Genomic DNA, 20,426 nt, shown 5'->3' with positions numbered 1-20,426 from the left:
CGCCGGCCGGTTGGCGAAAGCCTGCCGCTCGCGGCGTCACGGGCATACGTCCCCTCGCCGGGGCGAGGGCCGACGTCAATTGGCGGCCAGCGCGTCGACCGTTCTGGCACTGGACAGCAGCGGGCCGATGATCTGCAGGAACTTGCCGAACTCCGCCGTCGGATGATTGGCGACGTAGATGATGTCCTTGTCGCGCATCTCGAGCGAGCGGGCCAGGAAGAACGCCTCGGCGGCGCGCAGGTTCAGCTTGTAGACGACCGGCACCTTGGTCTTGGAGAACCTCTGCGCCACCTCGTCGCCGCGGATCTTGCGCACCAGATCCCGGTCCTCGTAGCGGAACAGGAAGATGCCGCCGGCATCGGCGAAGAAGTCCTTCAGGCCGCCGACCTGGGCCAGACCCTCGGCCAGCGTCACCGATTCGGTCTTGAACGGCACCAGCTGCGTCGCCTGCACCGCGCCGAAGGCGGAGAAGGTGCGCGGCTTGTGCGTCACCAGCACGTTGTCGCCCGGCGTCAGCCAGATGTTGTTTTCCGGATATTCGATCAGGTCGACGAGGCGCGCCTCGCCCGAGCGCGAGCCGCGCTTGACCGTCACCACCGTCTCGTAGGTCGCCTCGCGCGAGCCGCCGGCCCGCGCCACCGCTTCCAGCAGGCGCATGCCGCGCACCGACATGGTGTACTGGCCGGGCTTCATCACGTCGCCGACCACGACAACGCCGCTGCTCTCGTTGCCTTCCACCAGCACCAGCACCTGCGGCTCGATGGCCTTGCCCTTCAGCCGCTCCTGGATCGAGGAGCGCAGGCCCTCGACCGACAGGCCGTTCGCCTGGATGCGGCCGGCATAGGGAATGAAGATGTAGCCGGCCTCGTCGACCACCACGGGCACGGAGACGTTCTTGCCGTCGGTGGTGGAGAACAGGCCCTCGGGCGCCGCTTCCCAGATCGTCACGACCAGGCGGTCGCCGATGCCAAGGCGCGTCGAGCGGCCGGCGCCGGGCACCTTGGCGAAATGGCGGGAGAACAGCGCCGGGCGGTAATCGTGCACCGCCGCGACCGTCGCACGGTCCAGCGACAGCAGCACGTAGTCCGAGCTGACCGCGTCGCCCTCGATCTCTTCGGAGGTGATGGTGATCGCAGCCGGTCCCTGCCCCGGCAGGCCGGCACAGCCTGCGAGCGAAAACGCAAGGAAAACAGGGAACAAGAAACGCATCAAGGCCTCGGTAGTGACATTCCGGACGTGTCACGCCCGCTTCTGTTAGCACCCTCTCGGGCGGGTGTCCAAGCTGGATGGACGCGCGCCGCCGCAAGCCCGGCACCTGTTGTTCATCGGCAACATTGTTTACCCCATTGGTTAATCAAACAGAAAATGAATCTGACAAAATTGTCCCGGTTTTCAGGCATTTGTGGGCCGACTTTCGACGGGAGCGGCAGCAGCGCCCGGCGCTTCTCCCCCTGCGGCAGGGCGGGCATCGGCGCCTAACGGCAGGCGCCGACCTGGCGAATCCGCGGCGGCACGAGATTCGTCAAAGCGCATGAAACATGCCATATGGTGAGCGAATTGGTCCGGACGGGACCGCCGGTTCAGAACCGGTCAACCATTCGGGCCTAGCCTTAGGCTTACAAGATGGGTCGATGAAGGACCTTTCGGGCTCAACCGGAACAGGATGTCTCGTGCGTATCAACGAGATCCGGGCGGCAGACTCGTCGGCGTTTTTGACGGGGAATGCGAGGACGGCACGGCGGGACCATCGTCGGCGCCCCCTTTGTGCTGCGCTGATGGCCGGCACCTTGCTCGGCCTGTCCGCGGCCCCCGCCTCCGCCCTCGACCTGCTCGGCTGGCTGCCCTTCGGCAAGTCGGAGAGCGAAGCGGCGACCGCCGTCGTCGATCCCTTCCCCTACACGGTCACCCTGTCGCTGTCCGGCACCGGCGAGGACGAGCTCAAGGGCAAGCTGGAAAGCACCTCCGAACTCGTCAGCGATGCCGCCCGTCCGCCTTCGGGCGAGGCCGGGCTGATCGCCCGCGCCAATTCCGACTTCGAGCGTCTTGTCGGCCGGCTCTATGTCGAGGGCTACTATGCCGGCACCGTCGACATCCGCGTCGCCGGTCTGACGCTGGAGGCGGCGCTGCGCATGCCCTCCCTGCCCGGCCCGCGCCCCGTTCCGGTGACGATCCGCGTGTCGCCCGGCCCGCTGTTTTCCTTCGGCAGCCTGTCGGTCGAAAGCACCGCGCAGGACGCGCTCGTCGGCACGCCGGAAAGCTACGGGCTGGTGCGAGGCGAAACCGCCAATTCCGAGAAGGTGCTGCGCGCCGAGCAGCGCATCGTCGCCGACCTGAAGTCGGCCGGCTATCCCTTCGCCAGGATCGAGCGGCGCGAGATCGTCGCCGACCACGCCACCAACCGGCTGGATGTGCGCCTCGTCGCAGCGCCCGGACGGGACGCGCGCTTCGGCGAGGTCACGGTCAGCGGCACCGAGGCGACCGATCCCGATTTCGTCGTCACCCAGGCCATGCTGCCGGAGGGCGAGCAATACTCTCCGCAAGCCATCGAGCGCGCCACCAAGCGGCTCTCCGACCTCGGCATCTTCTCCTCCGTGCGCATCGTGCCGGGCGAGCAGGTCGGCCCGGACGGGCGCCTGCCGATGACCATCGAGGTCTCCGAGCGCAAGCGCAACGTCATCGGCGTCGGCGCCAATTGGTCGAGCTCGGAAGGCTTCGGCGTCGAGGCCTATTGGCGCCGGCGCAACCTGTTCGGCCGCGGCGAGTTGCTCAGCATCGAGGGCTCGGTCGGCCGCCTCGGCGACAACAGCCTGTCGGACCTGGAATATGCCGGCCGCATCGCCTTCGAGAAGCCCGGCGCCTTCGGGCCGCTGACCACCTTCACGACAAGCCTCAGCGCTAAGCAGGAAATCCCCGACGCCTATCGCAGCCGCAACGTCACGCTGGATGCCTTCGTGCGGCGCGAGTTCAGCGACCAGCTGTCGGCGCGGGTCGGCGCCGAGGTGCAGTTCGCCGACGAGCAGGACGTCTTCGGCGACCGCACCTACCTGCTCACCGGCATCATCGGCGAGATCGCCTACGACACCCGCGACGACAAGCTGAACCCGACCAAGGGCATCAACGCCGTCGCCTTCGCCGAGCCCGCCTACGACGCCAAGGGCGGCAACTTCATGCTCTTCACCAAGGCGCAGGTCTCCGCCTACCAGGCGCTGGACGACGCGCGGCGCTTCGTGCTCGCCGGCCGCCTCGGCGCCGGCAGCATCATCGCCCCGTCCGTGCGGGCGGTGCCGGCGGCCCGGCGCTTCTTCTCCGGCGGCGGCGGCTCGATCCGCGGCTATGCCTATCGCAATGTCGGCCCGCGGATCGCCGGCGAGGTCACCGGCGGGCGCTCCTATGTGGAGGCCTCGGCAGAAGTGCGGATGAAGGTCACCGAGACGATCGGCCTCGTCGGCTTCGTCGATGCCGGCAACAGCTTCAGCGCGGTCTATCCGGATTTTTCCGAAGGGCTGAAGGTCGGCGTCGGTGCCGGCATCCGCTACTTCACCCCGGTCGGACCGCTCCGGCTGGACGTCGCCGTACCGCTCAACCCGGAAAAGGACGACCCGAGCTTCGCCGTCTATGTCGGCCTCAGCCAGGCGTTCTGATTTTCGAGAAATTGAGACGGTTTGGACCCCTGGAACGCAAAATTTCTCGAAATTTTGCAAAATCCGTCTCGAAATCCGATTCTGCGAATCATTCCAGGGACATAGGATCGAGCGATAAGGTTCCGATTCCGATTCAACGCCTTGAGAGACCGATTCAGGCCGGTCTCCCGGGACGCCATGATTTCGCTTCAAGATTGCGGGATAAGTCTTTTCATGACGACTCGTTTTTCAGCTCGTCGGGGTGCATAAGTTGACCGCCTCGCCAGCCCGCCGCCGTTCCCGCTCCTTCCTGCGCAGCACCGCCCGGTTGCTGCTGCGCGTGCTCGTCGCCATCGTGGTGATCGTGCCCCTGCTGGTGCTCGGGCTGCTCGGCGCGCTGCAGACGGAGGCCGGGCGCAACGCGGTCGTGGCGCTGGTCAACGACATTGCCGGCGGCCCGGACGGCGGCGTGCGGCTTGCCGGCTTGCAGGTCGGCTGGGGCCTCGATGCCAGCGTCGAGCGGGTCGAGGTTTCGGACGCTGCCGGCACCTACCTGACGGTCGAGCAGGCGCGGCTCGCCTGGCACCCGCTGGCGCTCCTGTCGGGCACCATCGATGTCGAAGCCATCGACGTTGCCCGCGTTTCGTTCGCCCGCCTGCCCGTCCCCTCAAAGACACAGAGCGACACCGGCGGCTCGGTGCCGCTGCTGCCCTTCCGCCTCGGCCAGGCGCGGATCGCGGAGATCGACATCGCCGCCCCCGTCGTCGGCACGCCGGTGCGCCTGACCGCGCAGGCGCAGGCGAGCCTTTCCGACGCGCCGCAGGCGGCCAATGCCGAGCTCGCCATAAGCCGCATCGACGGCACGCCGGGCGACATCGCCGCGACCGTGCGCTTCATGCCGCAGGCGGAGGAACTGTTCTTCGACGTCACGGTGAAGGAGCCGCGCGGCGGACTTGCCGCCCGCCTTCTGCAGATCGAGGGCCTGCCGGCGCTCGATGTCGCGCTGAAGGGCGACGGCCCGCTCGACGACTGGCAGGCGCAGATGTCGCTGGCGCTCGACGGACGCACGGAGATCGCCGGCACCGCCCGCCTTGCCGAGACCGGGGACACCCGCCAGCTGACCGCGCGGCTGGAGGGCGAGCTTTCCGCCCTCGCCCCGCCGGTCGCCGCCGCACTGGTGATGGGCCGCACGGTGCTGGACGCGGAGGTTATCCTCACCCGCGACTTCGCGCCGCGGCGGGCGCAAGGCACCCTTGAGACCGGCACCCTCTCCTCCAGCTTCCGCGCCGACCTGCCCGAGGACGGGCGGATCGATGCCAGCGCCGACATGCGCCTGTCGGCCGGCGACGGCGCGATGATCGGCGTCGAGCTGCCCGACAGGCTGATCACCATCGGCGAGACCACCCTTTCGCTGACCGCCAGCGGCCCGCGCGATGCGCTCGACTGGTCGCTGGCGCTCGACAGCGCGCGGGTGCAAACCACCGAAGCCCAGCTCGAGGGCATCGGCCTGCGCCTTGCCGGCGAAGGCCTCGACACCACCGCGGCGGATGCCCCGCTCGGCGTCACCGCGAAACTCACCGCGCGCCACCTGCAGCCGCTGATCGAGGGGGCGGACATGCTCGCCGGGCCGCTGACGCTCGACGCGCGCGCCACCGTCGACCCTGCCGCTCCGGGCGCTAAGATCGACGCCCTCACCCTGACGCTGAACGGCATCGAGACGACGTTCGACGGCACAGTGACGGCGGAGACCGTCGACGGCAGCTACACGGTGACGCTGGCCGACCTTGCCCGCTTCGCACCGCAGGTCGTGGGCGCGGCCCGGATCGAGGGCACGGCCAAGGGCGCGCTCACCGGCCCCGACATTGCCGCGACGCTCACGGCCGAGGCCTTGCAGCTCGCCGGCAAGCCGGTCACGGATCTCGAGGTCGACGTCACGGCGACCACTGCGCCGGACGCGCTGTCGGCGAACATCCAGGCGCGCGGCTCGATCGACGGCAACCGGCTGGATGTCGAGATCGACGCGGAGCCGAAGGGCGCGGGCGTCACGATCCCGACCTTCTCTCTGGCCACGGGGGAAAACCGGATCACCGGCGCCTTCGAGATCGGCGATCTCGCGGATGCGCTCGGCACGGTCACCGGCTCGCTCGACATCGCCGCGCCGAAGCTCTCCGAGCTCTCGACCCTGGCCCTCACGGAGCTGGAAGGTGCGTTGTCGGGCAAGCTGGCGCTGACGGGAACGGGCGCCGACCAGCGGGCGCAACTGACCTTGCAGGGCGAGGATATCGCGGTTGCCGGCAACCGGATCGCGCGGCTTTCCGCCTCGGGCACCGCGCGCGGCGGGTTTGCCGCACCGACGCTCTCCGGCGAGGCGCGGCTCGGCGGCATCACGGCCGGCGGCACCGCCATCGAGACGGTGACCGCGACCGCGACCACGCAGGGAACGCGCACCGATATCGAGCTGGATGCCCGTCTGTCGCAGGGAACCAACGCCGACGGCGTCACCCTGACGGCGGCGCTGCAGCCGACCGACACCGGGCTCGACGTGCTGCTGTCCTCGCTTCAGGGGCGCTATCGCGGCCTTGCCACCCGGCTGGCGCAGGAAGCCCGCATTTCCATCGCCGACGGCACCACCACAATCGAGAACCTGGGACTGCGGATCGGCGAAGGCCGGATCGATGTCAGCGGCACCGCCGGCGACCGCCTCGCTATCGACGCGCGGATCAACGCCCTGCCGCTGACGGCGCTCGCCCCGCTTGCCCCCGGCGTGTCTCCCACCGGCAGCGCCTCGGGAACGGTCACCGTTCGCGGTGCGGCCGCAGACCCGCAGGCCGAATGGTCGCTGTCGGTCGCCAACCTCTCCGCCGCGCCCTTGCGCGAAAACGGCCTTGCCGCCGTCGGCCTGCGTTCCACCGGGCGCTTCCAGGGCGGCCGGGTGACGCAGACCACCGACATTACCGGCGCCGACGGGCTGGCGCTCACTGCCGCCGGCACCGTCGCCATTGCAGCGCCGGGTGCCCTCGACATCACGCTCAGCGGCAACGTTCCGGTCGGTGCGGCGCGCCAGCGGCTGATCCTGTCGGGCTTTTCCGGCCAGGGCGGGCTTGCCGTCTCCGGCAGGGTCACCGGCTCCTTCGCCGCGCCGCGCTACAGCATCACGTTGCAGCCGCGCCAGCTCTCGCTGACGCAGCTCGCCTCCGGCCTCACCTTGCAGAATTTCACCGGCAGCATCGCTGTCGACAATTCAGGTGTTGCGATCAACGATCTTAACGCAGCCATCGCCGCCGGGGGTAACCTGTCGGCCGGCGGGCGCATCGGCCTGGATGCCGGCATGCCGGCGGACCTCAGGGTGCAGGTGCGCGACGGGCGCTATTCCGACGGACGGGTGGTGCAGGCGACGCTCAGTGCCGACCTGCGCCTCACCGGTCCCCTCGCCGACCAGGCGCGCGGTGCCCGGCTGGAGGGTAACGTCAACGTCGCCCGTGCCGACATCACCATTCCCAGCAGCCTGCCGGGGGCAATCAATCCCCTCGCGGTGACCCATGTCAACGCGCCGGAAGCGGTGCGCCTGCAGGATGCGGCGCTCGCCCGCGACGAGGGCAGGTCCGGCGGCGGCGGCAGCCGGCCGATCAGCCTCGATGTCAACGTCTCCGCTCCGGGGCGCATCTTCGTGCGCGGCCGCGGCCTCGACGCGGAGATGGGCGGCACCTTGCGCATCGTCGGCACCACCGCCGACCCGCAGGCCATCGGCTCGTTCAACATGCGCCGCGGCTTGATGCAGGTGCTGACCCGCCGCGTCCAGTTCAACCGGGGCGACGTCAGCTTCACCGGCTCCCTGATGCCGCGGCTGGACTTTGCCGCCACCTCGCAGACCAGCAGCGCGCAGGTGACCATCAGCGTCACCGGCCCGGCGGCGCAGCCGGACATCGCCTTCACCTCCTCGCCGCAGCTGCCGCAGGACGAAGTGCTGGCGCAGTTCCTGTTCGACCGCTCGATGAGCCAGCTCTCGCCCACCCAGATCGCCCAGCTCGGCGCCTCCGTGCTGGCGCTCACCGGCGGCAGCGGCGAGGGCCCGCTCGGCGCGCTGCGCCAGTCGCTGGGCGTCGATGCCATCGACCTGGAAACCGACGGAACCTCCGGCCCCTCGCTCGCCGTCGGCAAGTACCTCAGCGACAACATCTATCTCGGCGTCAGGCAGGGCACGGAGGCCGGCTCCAGCCGCGTCACCGTCGATATCGACGTCACCAAGTCGCTGAAGCTGCGCGGCGAGGTCGGCGCGGACGGCGAGTCCAAGGCCGGCATCTTCTTCGAGCGCGAATTCGGCAAGTAGCGCATGAGAGCCCGTGCGATGGCGCGCGGTCAGCTCCCGGTTGTCGTCCCGGTTTCGGCGTAGCCGAAGACCGGGACCCAGTAACCACAGGTCGTGCGGCCCAGGCCTCGGCGCCGGCACAAAGCCGCATCCGCCAGCGTCCCTGCCAACTACCCCGGCGGATACTGGATGCCTGCCTTCGAAGGCATGACAAGCGAGCGTGTGGCTCGCCGAAGAAATCCCCTTACGCGTTGCGCCAATCCTCTCCGGCCAGCGCCGCGATTTCCGCATGCACCGCTGCGGGGATAGTCAGCCCCTCGCGGGCGGCGCGGGCGCGCGCCTCCAGCCGGCGCGAGCCCGGCAGGCGCACCCCGTCCTCTGCCTCGATGGCCGCGACCAGCGTCTCCATCCGCTCGCCATAGGCGCCGGCCGAACTCATGCCCGGATCGATGGCGATCACCGTCTGGCCGAGGTCGGGCGCGGCCCCCTCGCCCGTGAACAAGCTGGAGGCCTCGAAGGCAAGGCTCGCCCCGACCAGAGCGGCGGCCATCACCTCCACCATCAGGGCAAGCGCTGCGCCCTTGGCCTCGCCGATGGGGATCATCGTGCCCGCCATGCCCGCATCGGCATCGGTCGTCGGGTTGCCGTCGACGTCGAGCGCCCACCCTTCAGGGATCGGCAGGCCGGCCTTTTGCGCCGACAGGATGCGTCCGCGCGCCACGCGCGAGACGGCGAGATCGATCACCAGCGGCGCGCGGCCCTCGGGCAGCGGCGCGGCGAAGGCGATCGGATTGGTGCCGAACAGCGGCTTGCGCCCGCCCCAGGGCGCGATGGCCTTGGGCGCATTGCCGAAGACGAAGGCGACGAGGCCCTTTTCGGCCAGCTTCTCGCAATGGGCGCCGGCCTGGCCGAAGTGATGCGAGCGGCGGATGGCGGCAAGGCCGATGCCGGTTTCCGCAACAATGCCGGGCAGCGCGTCGATCACCAGATCGAAGGCGGGATAGGCAAAGCCCAGGCCCGCATCGACCCGCAGCAAGGCCGGAGCTGGGCGCGAGAAGTCCGGCACCGCATGGCCGTCGACCTTGCCGCTCTTCGACTGGGCGGCATAGGAGGAGACGCGCGACAGGCCGTGGCCGGCCTGGCCGTCGGCCTCGGCGGCAACAAGCGCGCGGGCGACGGATTCGGCGTTTTCGGCGGAGGTATTCGCAGCGATGAGGGCGGCGCGGGCAAAGGCGCCAGCCTCGTCCAGCGTGAGGGTGACCGGGGAGGACATGGCGGGGCTTTCGTGGTCGGCACGGCCGGGATGAAGGGCCGGGATGAAGGGCTGCGGCGCTAGGTAGCGCCGGGTCTTCCCGCCGTTTAGACCGCTTCGCGCCGCGCGGAAAGAGGCGTCTTCGTCCCCGGCGGCCGGCAGCCCCCTGCGAAAGCGACCCAAGCCGATTGACGGGCAAAACCTTCGCCACATTCTTGTATAAGATATTTGTCTGATGAATGATCGGATGCAAAGCTCGAGAGACGACGAACCCGCCCGCCCTCCGGCTCACATGAGGCCCCCGCCATGATCGCCAAGGCCGGATACAGTCCGCTCTACCGCCGGGTCGAGGAGATCCTGCGCACCCGGCTGACCGACGGCAGCTGGCCGCCGGGCCACAGGCTGCCGAGCGAACAGGCGCTGGCCGGCGAGTTCGGCGTCGCCCAGGGCACTCTGCGCAAGGCGGTCGAGACGCTGGCCGCAGAGGGCCTGATCGAGCGGCGCCAGGGCAAGGGCAGCTTTGCCCGCCAGCCGCAGGCGGCGCGGCCGATATTCCAGTTCTTCTTTCTCGCCCGCCCGGGGGGCGAGAGGCTGACGCCGGAGCTGCGCCGGACCCATGTCGAAGACGGCACGGCGGATGCGGCGGAGGCCGCACGGCTGCAACTTTCCGAGGGCGCCCCGGTGGTGCGGATCTTTCGCGAGCGCAGTCTCGACGGCCACGTGGTCCTGATCGAGCGGATCGTGCTGCCGGGCGCGCGGTTTGCCGGCATCGGGAACTTGCGGCTGCCGCAGGCGCTTTATGCCATGTACCAGAGCGAATTCCGTGTGATGGTCACCGTGGTGCACGAGGAGCTGCGCTCGGTCGCTGCCGATGCGGAGCAGGCCGGCTTTCTTGGGGTTTCAAAGGGCTTTCCGTTGCTGGCCGTCGACCGCCTCGCCTATGATCTTGAGGGAATCCCGGTCGAATGGCGGGTGAGCGCCTGCAACACGCAGGACCTCGTCTATTCCGTGACGCTGCGCTGAACTTCGGGCCGCACGCGGCCCCGACAGGACGACGACCGGCCCTGGAGCCTCTTCGGCCGGCCCGCGACAACAACAACGGGAGTGCAAGAATGATCAGCGACCACAGGCTCTTCAAGCAGTCCTGCCATATCGGCGGATTGTGGACCCATGCCGATACCGGATCGGTGATCGAGGTCGACAATCCGGCGACCGGCGAGATCGTCGGCACCGTGCCGCGCTGCGGCCGGGCGGAGACGGCGCGCGCCATCGAGGCTGCCTATCTCGCCTTCCAGGACTGGAAGGCGACGACGGCGGAAGAGCGCGGCGCCCTGATGCACAAGCTGTGCGACGCGATCCTGGCCAATCACGACGCGCTGGCCGAGATCCTCACCACCGAGATGGGCAAGCCGCTGGCCGAGGCGAAGGGCGAGATCGCGCTCGGCGTGAAATATGTCCGCTTCTTCGCCGAACAGGCCAAGCGCATCGACGGCGACATCATCCCCTCGCCCTGGCGCGGCAAGCGCATCCTGGTGACCAAGGAGCCGGTCGGCGTCACCGGCGCGATCACCCCATGGAACTTCCCCCACTCGATGATCTCGCGCAAGCTGGGCGCGGCGCTCGCCGCTGGCTGCACCATGGTGATCAAGCCGGCGAGCCAGACGCCGTTCTCCGCGCTCGCCCTTGCCGCGCTCGCCGAGGAAGTCGGCTTCCCGCGCGGGGTGGTCAACGTCATCACCGGCTCGGCCGCCGAGATCGCAGCGGAGATGTGCGAGAACCCGCATCTGCGCAAGATCACCTTCACCGGCTCGACGGCGGTCGGCAAGACGCTCGCCTCCAACGCCTCCGCCCACATGAAGAAGATCTCGATGGAGCTCGGCGGCAATGCGCCCTTCATCGTCTTCGACGATGCCGATCTCGACGCGGCGGTCGAAGGGGCGATGGTCTCAAAGTTCCGCAATTCCGGCCAGACCTGCGTGTGCGCCAACCGCATCTACGTGCAGGCCGGCGTCTATGACGCCTTCGCGGAGAAGCTCAAGGCAGCCATCGCCGCGCTCAAGGTCGGCAACGGCCTGGAAGAAGGCGTGACGCAAGGCCCGCTGATCGACGGCAAGGCGGTGGAGAAGGTGGAGGAGCACATCCAGGACGCGCTCGCCAAGGGCGGCAAGGTGCTCGCGGGCGGCAAGCGTCACGCCAATGGCGGCAGCTTCTTCGAGCCGACGCTGGTCGTGGGTGCGACGCCCGAGATGAAGGTTGCGCGCGAGGAAACCTTCGGGCCGCTCGCTCCCCTCTTCCGCTTCGACACGGAAGACGAGGCGGTGGCGCGGGCCAACGACACCGAATACGGCCTTGCCTGCTACTTCTACACCCAGGATCTGGGGCGCGCCTTCCGCGTCATGGAGGCGCTGGAATACGGGCTGGTCGGCGTCAACGAGGGGCTGATCACCACCGAGGTCGCCCCCTTCGGCGGCGTCAAGGATTCCGGCCTCGGCAACGAGGGCTCGAAATACGGCGTCGAGGACTACCTCAACATCAAATACGCCTGCGTCGGCGGGCTGGGGCTTTGATCCTGCCCTACTTCGAATAAGCGAAGGGCCGCCCTCCGGGGCGGCCCTTTTGCATTGTGGCGCGCGGCGTTTCGGGCCCGCACCGCCTCCTCCTTTGGCACCAAACTCCCGATCCCGCCTTGTGAGGGGCGCCCGGCCATGCGAGCATCGCGGCGGGAGGAAATAGCCATGGTGTCGGCCCTGTCGCACATCAGGGAGATCGAACGTGTCGCCATGGGCGGGACGAGCGGACGCGATACGCCTGTCGTCCAGTCGTGGCTGCGCTGCGTCAACGACTACCGGCTCGACCCGGCACAGGCGCAGGAAGCCTATATCGTTCCGCAGACGACCCTGCGCGAGCACCGCGAGCAGGCCGAAGAGCTGATCCGCATCGGCCGCAGCGGCCTGGAAACGCTGTTCGATCAGGTCGCCGAGCAGAAATACGTGCTGCTGCTGTCGGATGCGCGCGGCGTCACGGTCGAGTTCATGGGCGATCCGACCTTCGACAACCAGCTGCGCAAGGCCGGGCTCTATCTCGGCTCCGAATGGTCGGAAAACCGCGCCGGCACCTGCGCGGTCGGCGCCTGCATCGTCTCCGGAAAGCCGGTGGTGATCCACCAGGACGACCATTTCGACAGCAGCCATATCGGCCTGACCTGCACCGCCGCGCCGATCTACGACACGCTCGGCGATCTCACCGCCGTGCTCGACATCTCGCAGCTGCGCTCGCCCACCGCCAAGGCCAGCCAGCAGCTGGCGCTGCATCTGGTCGCCGCCACCGCCCGGCGGATCGAGCTTGCCAACCTGATCTCGCGCACCCGCAACGACTGGGTGCTGCGGCTGTCGCGCCTGCCGGACTTTCTCGACGTCGACCCGGACGCGGCGCTGTCGCTCGACGGTACCGGCCGCGTCACCGGCATCACCCATGGCGGCTTCAACGCGCTGGCGCGGGCGATGAACCTGACCGCCTTCACCGCGCGCGATCTGATCGGCGAGCGGATCGACCGGTTCTTCGAGATCGATATCGACGACCTGCCCCGCTACATGCGCGGCGGCGCCGACCGGGAACGGGTGCTGCGGGCGCGCGACGGCTCGGCCTTCTTCGCCAGCTCCATCGCGCCGGTGGTGGCGCCGCGCGGGCCGGCGACCGCCCGACCGCGCCTGCCGGGCGCGCTCTCCAGCCTCAGCTTCGGCGATCCGCGCATGGAGGCGATGCTGGCGCGGGTGTCGCGGCTGGCCGGGCTCGACATCCCGATCCTGATCCACGGCGAGACCGGGACGGGCAAGGAGGTTCTCGCCCGCGCCATCCACGAGAGCCGCGAGCGCCCCGGTCCTTTCGTTGCCGTGAACTGCGCCGCGATCCCGGAGCACCTGATCGAGTCCGAGCTGTTCGGCTATGCGCCGGGCGCCTTCACCGGCGCGGCGCCGCGCGGCAAGACCGGCCTGATCGAGGCGGCGGCCGGCGGCACGCTGTTCCTCGACGAGATCGGCGACATGCCGCTGTCCCTGCAAAGCCGCCTCCTGCGCGTCCTGTCGGAGGGCGAGGTGCAGCCCGTGGGTGCGCTGAAGGCGCGGCCCGTGCGGCTGAAGCTGATCTCCGCCTCGCACCGGGATCTCGGCCGCCTGGTCGCCGAAGGGCGCTTTCGCGAGGACCTCTACTACCGGCTCAACGCCGCGACCTTCACCCTGCCGCCCCTGCGCGAGCGGCTGGACTTCGATATCCTCGCCGAGCGCATGCTGGCGCGGATCGCCGCCGAGACCGGCCGAAGTCCCCGTCTGTCCCCGGGCGCGCGCATGGCGCTGCGCGCCCATCACTGGCCGGGGAACCTGCGCGAATTGCACAACGCGCTGAAGGTCGCCGCCGCCCTGTCCGACGGGGACAGGATCGATGCCGAGGCGCTGCCCGAGCAGATCGGCCGGCCGGGCGCGGGACAGGCGTTCCGCCCGGCGCCCTCGCCGCTGCCGCCGGTCAGGACCCGCGACGATGAAGGGCCTGCGCGCCCGGACGACCTCTTGCGCGAACTGGCAGCGTGCGGCGGCAACGTCTCGGCACTGGCGCGCCGGCTCGGCGTCAACCGCTCCACCGTGCATCGCTGGCTGAAACGCGGCGGCCTACGCCCCGGTTGACCTGCGCCGGCCTGTCGCACCGCTGCGACAGGTGTTGCAGGCCTGTTGCGCAACGCTGCAACAAGCCGTGCAACAGGCACCATCAAGTCGTTGAACGAAAAGCGCTCTTTTGGCCGCGCCGACTGGCACGCGGTTTGCCATCTCACTGCTGCCGGGCGGGCGCAGATCCGTCCCCGGATGTATGAGCAACGGGAGGAGACCATATGCTCGACAAGACACCGACGGCCCGCGTGCAGGCCTTTCTCGACAGGTTCGGCGGGGCGCTGGAGGCGGGCCGGATCGACGAGGCCGTCAACATGTTCGCCGAGGAGTGCTACTGGCGCGACCTCGTCACCTTCACCTGGAACCTCAAGACCGCCGAGGGACGCGGCGAGGTCCGCGACCTGCTGGAAGCGCAGCTTGCCGCCACCAAGCCGACTTCCTGGCAGGTGGCCGAGGGCGAGGAGGCCAGCGAGGCCGACGGCGTGACCCAGGCCTGGATCACCTTCGAGACGGCGGTGGCGCGCGGCTACGGCCTGATCCGCCTCAAGGACGGGCTGATCTGGACGCTGCTGACCACCATGGTCGAGCTGAAGGGCCACGAGGAAAAGGCCGGCTTCAGCCGTCCGCTCGGCGCGAAGCACGGCATCAATCCCGGCGGCAAGACCTGGAAGGAGGAGCGCGAGGAGGAGGCCGCGACGCTCGGCTACACCAGGCAGCCCTATGTGGTGATCATCGGCGGCGGCCAGGGCGGCATCGCGCTCGGCGCAAGGCTGCGGCAGCTCGGCGTGCCGACGATCATCGTGGAGCGCAACGACCGGCCGGGCGATTCCTGGCGCAAGCGCTACAAGTCGCTCTGCCTGCACGATCCGGTCTGGTACGACCACCTGCCCTATATCGATTTCCCGAAGAACTGGCCGGTCTTCGCGCCGAAGGACAAGATCGGCGACTGGCTGGAAATGTACACCAAGGTGATGGAGCTGAACTACTGGACGCGCTCCACCGCCAGCTCGGCGAAATGGGACGAGGCCAACAAGGAATGGGTCGTCACGGTCGACCGGGACGGCGAGCAGGTGGTGCTGCGGCCCAAGCAGCTGGTCTTCGCGACCGGCATGTCGGGCAAGGCCAACATCCCGCAGTTCAAGGGCGCGGAGCGCTTTGCCGGCGAGCAGCACCACTCGTCGAAGCATCCCGGCCCCGACGGGTACAAGGGCAAGAAGGTCGTCGTCATCGGCTCGAACAACTCGGCCCACGACATCTGCGCCGCGCTCTACGAGGCGGGCGTCGACGTGACCATGGTGCAGCGCTCGACCACCCATATCGTGCGCTCCGAGCCCTTGATGGAGCACGGGCTGGGCGCGCTCTATTCCGAAGAGGCGGTGACAAGCGGCATGACCACGGCGAAGGCGGACCTCATCTTCGCCTCGCTCCCCTACCGGATCCTGCACACGTTCCAGAAGCCGATCTACGACAAGATCCGCGAGATCGACGCCGACTTCTATGCGGCGCTGGAAAAGGCCGGGTTCCGGCTCGACTTCGGCGCCGACGGCTCGGGGCTCTTCATGAAGTACCTGCGGCGCGGCTCGGGCTACTATATCGACATCGGCGCCTCGCAGCTGATCATCGACGGCAAGATCAAGCTGGCGGCCGGCCAGGTGGAGGAGATCACCGAGACGTCCGTCAAGCTCGACACCGGCGTGGAAATTCCGGCCGACGTGATCGTCTACGCCACCGGCTACGGTTCGATGAACGGCTGGGTCGCCGACCTGATCGACCAGGAGACCGCCGACAAGGTCGGCAAGGTCTGGGGTCTCGGCTCCGACACGCCCAAGGACCCCGGCCCCTGGGAGGGCGAGCAGCGCAACATGTGGAAGCCGACGCAGCAGGAAGCGCTGTGGTTCCACGGCGGCAACCTGCACCAGTCGCGCCACTACTCGCAGTTCCTGTCGCTGCAGCTGAAGGCGCGGATGGAGGGCATCCCGACGCCGGTCTACGGGTTGCAACAGGTGCACCACAAGGGCTGAGCCAGGGCCAGCCGACACAGGACCGGGCGGAGCGATCCGCCCGGTTTTGCTTGGTGAAATCAGCTCAGCCGAGCGGCTGGCCGACGTCGATGCGGTTTCCGTCCGGATCCTCGAAGACGAAGGCGCGCAGGCCGAAATCCTTGTCGCGCAGGCCCTTGACGATCCGCAGGCCCTGCTGCCGGCAGATCTCGTGCAGCGCGTCGACATCGCCGACCATCAGATGGGCGACGTTGAACGGCGCCGCGCAGTGGCCGGGCTGCAGGGTCAGGTGAAGCTCCGCCTCGCCCTGCTTGAGAATGGCGAAGCCGACGGGATCGCCGTTTTCGAAGGTCTTGGTGAAGCCCAGAACTCCGACATAGAAGTCGAGCGCCCGCGTCATATCGCTCACGGGCAAGGTTGCGGCGATCCGGCCGAACCGGATCCCGCCCTGAAGGGGCATGGTCATGCGACTGCCTTGATTGGCGAAGCGCTGCGCCTTTCGGGGACGGTGCCGCGGCCGGTCGCGCTTCGCAGGGAGATGTCAGGACGGTGCCCGGCAGCAAGATGCCCCAGCGCGGCCGAGTTGGCCAGCCCCATGACGAGACTACCGGATCTTCTCCGCGTCGCTCGCAACCTGCCCTGTCCCGCCCATGCCGGCCATTTCCCGCAAGCGGAAGTCGAGGCGGTCGGGTCCGTCTCCGGGCTCGTAATCGCGGTTCCTGGACGACTTCAGCGTCCATTGCCGCAGGACCATGGCGGTCCAGACAAGCTCCACCTCCGGATGGCGAGCCAGTTGTTCCCGCAGCTCCTCGATACGCTCCAGCCCCTCGCACTGGACGAGCAGCGTCATGTCGGTGGTACCGGCGATGGACCAGGCACCGATCAGCTCGGGCCAGCCGCGAACTGCATCATGCACACTCTTGCAGAACGGTCGACGCAGCTTCATGTGGAAGAACGACGCGTCGCCGCGCAGCTTCCTCTCCTCGCTTCCGGCCAGCTTTATCGTGAAACGCTCGATGATGCCGAGATCCATCAGCCTGTCGATGCGGTTCTTGACCGTCGTCCGCGAGACGCCGAGGCGCGCTGCAAGCTCGGTATGGGACCGGCGGGCATCCTCCGTCAGGAGGCCGACCAACTTGCGATCCAGTACCGAAAGTTCCGCTTCGGGCCTGTCCTTGCAGGATGCTCCCGCCACACTTTCCTCCCGGCACTATCGTCAGCGACCACTGCGAGTTTGCAATTCGCACAAAGATTGTCAAATCGACTTCTGCAATCTTTCGTTTTGCACGGCTAAACATGCTGGCCAGTTCCGGCCGGCCGCGCGCCCCCCGGAAAACCGGGAGAGACCATGACAAGCAGAACCAATCGGCTGATTACGCTGTCGACCGAAATCAACCGCTATCTGTTCGACGAAAACCTGGAGCAGGCGCTGATACTGATCAGCAAGGAGATGCGGCGGAAGGGGCAGACAATCTCACCGGCAACGCTGGCCATCATCCCAATCCGAGGTGGGGACGCCGGATGTGCGCCCCGCAATCGCTGTCTGGCGGAGTGAGCACCCCGCCCTCCCCCTGTGGACAAAAGAGTGCCGGCGCGGCCTTGCCGCGGGCTGCCCGACGATTTTCGACAGGCAGTCCGGGGAAACGTCGAACACCGCTTGACCTTGCCTCGCATGTGATTGATAAGTCTGCCCGCTGGCCTCGTGGCGGAGTGGTGACGCAGCGGATTGCAAATCCGTGCACCCCGGTTCGATTCCGGGCGAGGCCTCCAGCACCCTCCCTTCCTTCCCCGATACGGCTGCCTCTCGCGGATGGCGATGGCGCGTGCTTGCCCCGCGCATCAAGGCCGCTCTGCCGGCGCGATCTCCTGCCGCGGCTGCATTTTCGTTTTTCCTGTCGCCTTCCCCGTGGTCTATCTGTCATGCAGACGGCAACAACAGGACCATTCACCGGAGGACCAGGGCATGAAGCATGGCGGCGATCTGGGCGGCGCGATGGCCCGGCATGGCGGGCTCGCCGAGGACTGGCTGGACCTGTCGACCGGCATCAATCCGCATGCCTATCCCGTGCCCTCCCTGCCCGCCCGCTGCTGGCAGGACCTGCCCTCGCAGGGCGCGCTCGACCGGCTGCTTGCCGCCGCGCGCAAGGCCTATGAGGTGCCCGACCACCTGAAACTCGCTGCTGCGCCCGGCACGCAGGCGCTGATCGCCCTGCTGCCGCATGTGCTCCCGCAGGGCGACGTCGCCATTGCCGGGCCGACCTATGGCAGCCACGGGGATAGCTGGCGCCGCGCCGGACGGCGGGTCTGCGAGATAACTTCGCCGCATGCGGAGCTGGCGCCTCAGGTGAAGGTGCTGGTCATCGTCAACCCGAACAATCCCGACGGCCGGCTGGTCGACCCGTCGAGCCTGCGCCACATGGCCGGGCAGATGGCGGAGCGCGGCGGCATGCTGGTCGTCGACGAGGCCTTCGCCGACTGCGTGCCGGGCGCCAGCGTGCTGCCGCATCTGGCCGGGCGCCCGGCGCTGGTGCTGCGCTCCTTCGGCAAGTTCTACGGCCTCGCCGGGCTGCGCCTCGGCTTTGCCGCCGGGCCGCAGAGCATCGTCGCCGCGCTTTGCGAGCGGCTGGAGAGCTGGGCCGTCTCCGGCCCGGCCATCGAGACCGGCACGCAGGCGCTCGCCAATGATGCCTGGCGCCGGGCGATGATGGCACGGCTTGCGGACGAGGTCACCGACCTGACGATGTCCTTGCAGATGCACGGGCTTTCCGTCTTCGGCGGCACGCCGCTCTTCGTGCTGGCGGGCACGCGCAACGCCGCCGGCCTGCACGAGGCGCTCGCCCGCCAGCGGATCTGGACCCGCATCTTCGACTACGCCCCGACCTGGCTGCGCATCGGCCTGCCCGGCGGACGCGAAGGACTGGCCCGACTGGAGGCCGCGCTGCAGGGCGCCATGGCCGACAGCGGCGCAGCATCGGGACGCTAGGGCCATGCTGCTCTTTGCCGACACCGCCTTCCTGCTGCTGCTGGCATTGGTGCTCGATGCGCTGATCGGCGACCCGCGCTGGCTGTGGGGCACGGTGCCGCATCCGGTCGTGCTGTTCGGCAAGGTGATCGAGATCGCCGACCAGGACTTCAACGACTCCGCCGCCTCGCCGCGTGCGCGCAAGCTCTACGGCACGCTGTTTCTCGCCAGCCTTGTCGCCTGCTCGCTGCTGGTCGGCGCGCTGCTGGAGGCGATCCTGCGCGCGATCCCCTTCGGCGAGGTCGGTATCGCCGTGATCGCGGCGATCTTCATCGCCCAGAAGAGCCTTTATGAGCATGTGGCGGCGGTGCGCGACGGCCTGCTGGAGGACGGGCTTGCCGGCGGACGGCGGGCGGTGGCGATGATCGTCGGCCGTGATCCGCAGCAGCTCGACGAGGCGGGCGTTTCCCGCGCCGCCATCGAATCCTGCGCCGAGAACGCCGCCGACGGGGTGACCGCGCCGGCCTTCTGGTTCCTGCTGCTCGGCCTGCCGGGGCTGATCGCCTACAAGGCGGTGAACACGGCGGATTCGATGATCGGCCACCGAACCGAGCGTCACGAGGCCTTCGGCTGGGCCTCGGCCCGCTTCGACGATCTGGTGAACTGGCCGGCCGCGCGCCTGTGCGGTCTCGCCATGGCGCTCACCGCTCCGCTGAACGGCCGTACGATCCGCGACAGCCTTGCCGTGATGCGGCGGGATGCGCCCAAGCACCGCTCGCCCAATGCCGGCTGGCCGGAAGCGGCGATGGCCGCCGTTCTGGGGCTGGCGCTGGCCGGTCCGCGCGCCTATCCCGGCTACACGGTCGACGATCCGTTCATGAACGAAGGCGGCCGGCGCGAGGCCAGTGCCGGCGATATTTCGAGGGCGCTGAAGGTGTTCCGCCAGGCGATGGTGCTGCAGGCCGTCGCGGTGGCGGCCATCGCGCTCGTCCCGCTGTTCCTGTGAGGTCCGCAATGCTTCCCTTCGCCCCCTCCGCCGAGCGCAACAAGGACGCAATCCTCGCGGGGCTCCGTCCCCATCTCGCGCATTGCCGGCGCGTGCTGGAGATCGGCAGCGGCACCGGCCAGCACGCGGTGCACATGACCGCGGCCCTGCCGCAGCTCGTCTGGCAGTGCAGCGAGTTGCCCGGCGCCGCCCTCGGGGTTGCGGCGCGACTGGAGGCCGAGGGAACGGCCCGCACGCCGCCGCCGCTTGCCCTCGACGTCGCCGCCCCGCCCTGGCCGCTGCCGGCGGCAGAGGCGCCCGATGCCTTCGACGCGATCTTCACGGCCAACACGCTGCACATCATGTCCTTCGCGCATGTCGGGCAGTTCTTCGCCCGCGTCGGCGAGGTGCTGGCACCCGGCGGCCTGTGCTGCGTCTACGGGCCAATGAAATATGGCGGCTCCTTCACCACCAGGAGCAACGCCGAATTCGACGCGCAATTGCGGGCGCGCGACCCGCTGAGCGGCATTCGGGATTTCGAGGCGCTTGACGAGTTGGCGCAAGCGCAGGGGCTGACCCTGCTGGACGACCTTGCGATGCCAGCGAACAACCAGCTGCTGATATGGCGGCGCACCGGCGGGTAAGG

14 protein-coding genes and 1 tRNA gene are annotated in these 20,426 nt (G+C 68.8%); 11 read left to right on the top strand and 4 right to left on the bottom strand.

The genetic code is table 11. The annotated features are described in order from the left end of the window. Positions 1–75: 75 nt before the first annotated feature. Positions 76–1,209: a polysaccharide biosynthesis/export family protein gene (locus GH266_RS22270; protein WP_158195796.1), complete on the bottom strand. Its 1,134-nt coding sequence runs from the start codon at positions 1,207–1,209 to the stop codon at positions 76–78. Positions 1,210–1,775: 566 nt separating this feature from the next. On the opposite strand from GH266_RS22270, the gene GH266_RS22265 reads away from it, so the two are divergent. Together GH266_RS22265 and GH266_RS22260 are read left to right on the top strand one after the other, a co-directional pair. Continuing rightward, a complete protein-coding gene (locus GH266_RS22265; protein WP_158195795.1) occupies positions 1,776–3,641 on the top strand; it encodes an autotransporter assembly complex protein TamA in 1,866 nt (621 codons plus the stop codon). 250 nt (positions 3,642–3,891) lie between these two features. Further along, entirely contained in the window at positions 3,892–7,947 is a 4,056-nt protein-coding gene (locus GH266_RS22260) for a translocation/assembly module TamB domain-containing protein (protein ID WP_158195794.1), read from the top strand. Between the two features lie 223 nt (positions 7,948–8,170). Here GH266_RS22260 and GH266_RS22255 read toward each other — a convergent pair whose 3' ends face one another. Next, complete coding sequence (locus GH266_RS22255) at positions 8,171–9,199, bottom strand: Ldh family oxidoreductase (RefSeq protein ID WP_158195793.1); 1,029 nt, start codon at positions 9,197–9,199, stop codon at positions 8,171–8,173. 285 nt (positions 9,200–9,484) lie between these two features. On the opposite strand from GH266_RS22255, the gene GH266_RS22250 reads away from it, so the two are divergent. The 4 genes from GH266_RS22250 (at position 9,485) to GH266_RS22235 (ending at position 15,854) form a co-directional block, all read left to right on the top strand. Further along, positions 9,485–10,201, top strand: a complete 717-nt coding sequence (locus GH266_RS22250; protein ID WP_158195792.1) for a GntR family transcriptional regulator — start codon at positions 9,485–9,487, stop codon at positions 10,199–10,201. An 89-nt stretch (positions 10,202–10,290) separates the two neighbouring features. Then, the gene (locus GH266_RS22245; protein ID WP_158195791.1) at positions 10,291–11,745 is read left to right on the top strand and encodes an NAD-dependent succinate-semialdehyde dehydrogenase; all 1,455 of its coding nucleotides are present in this window, start codon (positions 10,291–10,293) and stop codon (positions 11,743–11,745) included. A gap of 168 nt (positions 11,746–11,913) precedes the next feature. Beyond that, positions 11,914–13,851, top strand: coding sequence for a sigma-54-dependent Fis family transcriptional regulator (locus GH266_RS22240; RefSeq protein WP_158195790.1), 1,938 nt, complete (start codon positions 11,914–11,916; stop codon positions 13,849–13,851). Positions 13,852–14,054: 203 nt separating this feature from the next. Next, entirely contained in the window at positions 14,055–15,854 is a 1,800-nt protein-coding gene (locus GH266_RS22235) for an NAD(P)/FAD-dependent oxidoreductase (protein ID WP_158195789.1), read from the top strand. Positions 15,855–15,918: 64 nt separating this feature from the next. On the opposite strand, the gene GH266_RS22230 is transcribed toward GH266_RS22235, so the two are convergent. Next, the gene (locus GH266_RS22230) at positions 15,919–16,299 is read right to left on the bottom strand and encodes a glyoxalase superfamily protein (protein WP_158195788.1); all 381 of its coding nucleotides are present in this window, start codon (positions 16,297–16,299) and stop codon (positions 15,919–15,921) included. A gap of 138 nt (positions 16,300–16,437) precedes the next feature. After that, complete coding sequence (locus tag GH266_RS22225) at positions 16,438–17,028, bottom strand: Lrp/AsnC family transcriptional regulator (protein WP_158195787.1); 591 nt, start codon at positions 17,026–17,028, stop codon at positions 16,438–16,440. A 153-nt stretch (positions 17,029–17,181) separates the two neighbouring features. Between GH266_RS22225 and GH266_RS22220 the strand changes: the two genes are divergently transcribed. The 5 genes from GH266_RS22220 to GH266_RS22200 all read left to right on the top strand — a co-directional run bounded on the left by GH266_RS22220 (position 17,182) and on the right by GH266_RS22200 (position 20,424). Then, entirely contained in the window at positions 17,182–17,388 is a 207-nt protein-coding gene (locus GH266_RS22220; protein WP_158195786.1) for a hypothetical protein, read from the top strand. Between the two features lie 141 nt (positions 17,389–17,529). After that, positions 17,530–17,603: transfer RNA gene (locus tag GH266_RS22215), tRNA-Cys, on the top strand. 193 nt (positions 17,604–17,796) lie between these two features. Then, positions 17,797–18,816, top strand: a complete 1,020-nt coding sequence (gene cobD, locus GH266_RS22210) for a threonine-phosphate decarboxylase CobD (RefSeq protein WP_158195785.1) — start codon at positions 17,797–17,799, stop codon at positions 18,814–18,816. Positions 18,817–18,820: 4 nt separating this feature from the next. Continuing rightward, on the top strand, positions 18,821–19,801 hold the full coding sequence (cbiB, locus tag GH266_RS22205) for an adenosylcobinamide-phosphate synthase CbiB (protein WP_158195784.1): 981 nt from the start codon (positions 18,821–18,823) through the stop codon (positions 19,799–19,801). Between the two features lie 8 nt (positions 19,802–19,809). Then, entirely contained in the window at positions 19,810–20,424 is a 615-nt protein-coding gene (locus tag GH266_RS22200; protein WP_158195783.1) for a DUF938 domain-containing protein, read from the top strand. The last annotated feature ends 2 nt before the right edge of the window (positions 20,425–20,426 follow it).

The sequence above is a fragment of the Stappia indica genome (genome assembly GCF_009789575.1).
GTDB lineage: Bacteria > Pseudomonadota > Alphaproteobacteria > Rhizobiales > Stappiaceae > Stappia > Stappia indica_A.
The sequence above is the reverse complement of the archived record's forward strand: the minus strand, read 5'-3'. Positions and strand labels throughout refer to the sequence as shown.

Excerpts from the sequence above, each read along its gene's own strand:
- GH266_RS22200 (WP_158195783.1), top strand. The coding sequence starts at position 19,810 with ATGCTTCCCTTCGCCCCCTCCGCCGAGCGCAACAAGGACGCAATCCTC.
- GH266_RS22240 (WP_158195790.1), top strand. The coding sequence starts at position 11,914 with ATGGTGTCGGCCCTGTCGCACATCAGGGAGATCGAACGTGTCGCCATG.
- GH266_RS22230 (WP_158195788.1), bottom strand. The coding sequence starts at position 16,299 with ATGACCATGCCCCTTCAGGGCGGGATCCGGTTCGGCCGGATCGCCGCA.
- GH266_RS22245 (WP_158195791.1), top strand. The coding sequence starts at position 10,291 with ATGATCAGCGACCACAGGCTCTTCAAGCAGTCCTGCCATATCGGCGGA.
- GH266_RS22270 (WP_158195796.1), bottom strand. The coding sequence starts at position 1,209 with ATGCGTTTCTTGTTCCCTGTTTTCCTTGCGTTTTCGCTCGCAGGCTGT.
- GH266_RS22255 (WP_158195793.1), bottom strand. The coding sequence starts at position 9,199 with ATGTCCTCCCCGGTCACCCTCACGCTGGACGAGGCTGGCGCCTTTGCC.
- GH266_RS22235 (WP_158195789.1), top strand. The coding sequence starts at position 14,055 with ATGCTCGACAAGACACCGACGGCCCGCGTGCAGGCCTTTCTCGACAGG.
- cbiB (WP_158195784.1), top strand. The coding sequence starts at position 18,821 with ATGCTGCTCTTTGCCGACACCGCCTTCCTGCTGCTGCTGGCATTGGTG.
- GH266_RS22265 (WP_158195795.1), top strand. The coding sequence starts at position 1,776 with ATGGCCGGCACCTTGCTCGGCCTGTCCGCGGCCCCCGCCTCCGCCCTC.
- GH266_RS22220 (WP_158195786.1), top strand. The coding sequence starts at position 17,182 with ATGACAAGCAGAACCAATCGGCTGATTACGCTGTCGACCGAAATCAAC.
- cobD (WP_158195785.1), top strand. The coding sequence starts at position 17,797 with ATGAAGCATGGCGGCGATCTGGGCGGCGCGATGGCCCGGCATGGCGGG.
- GH266_RS22250 (WP_158195792.1), top strand. The coding sequence starts at position 9,485 with ATGATCGCCAAGGCCGGATACAGTCCGCTCTACCGCCGGGTCGAGGAG.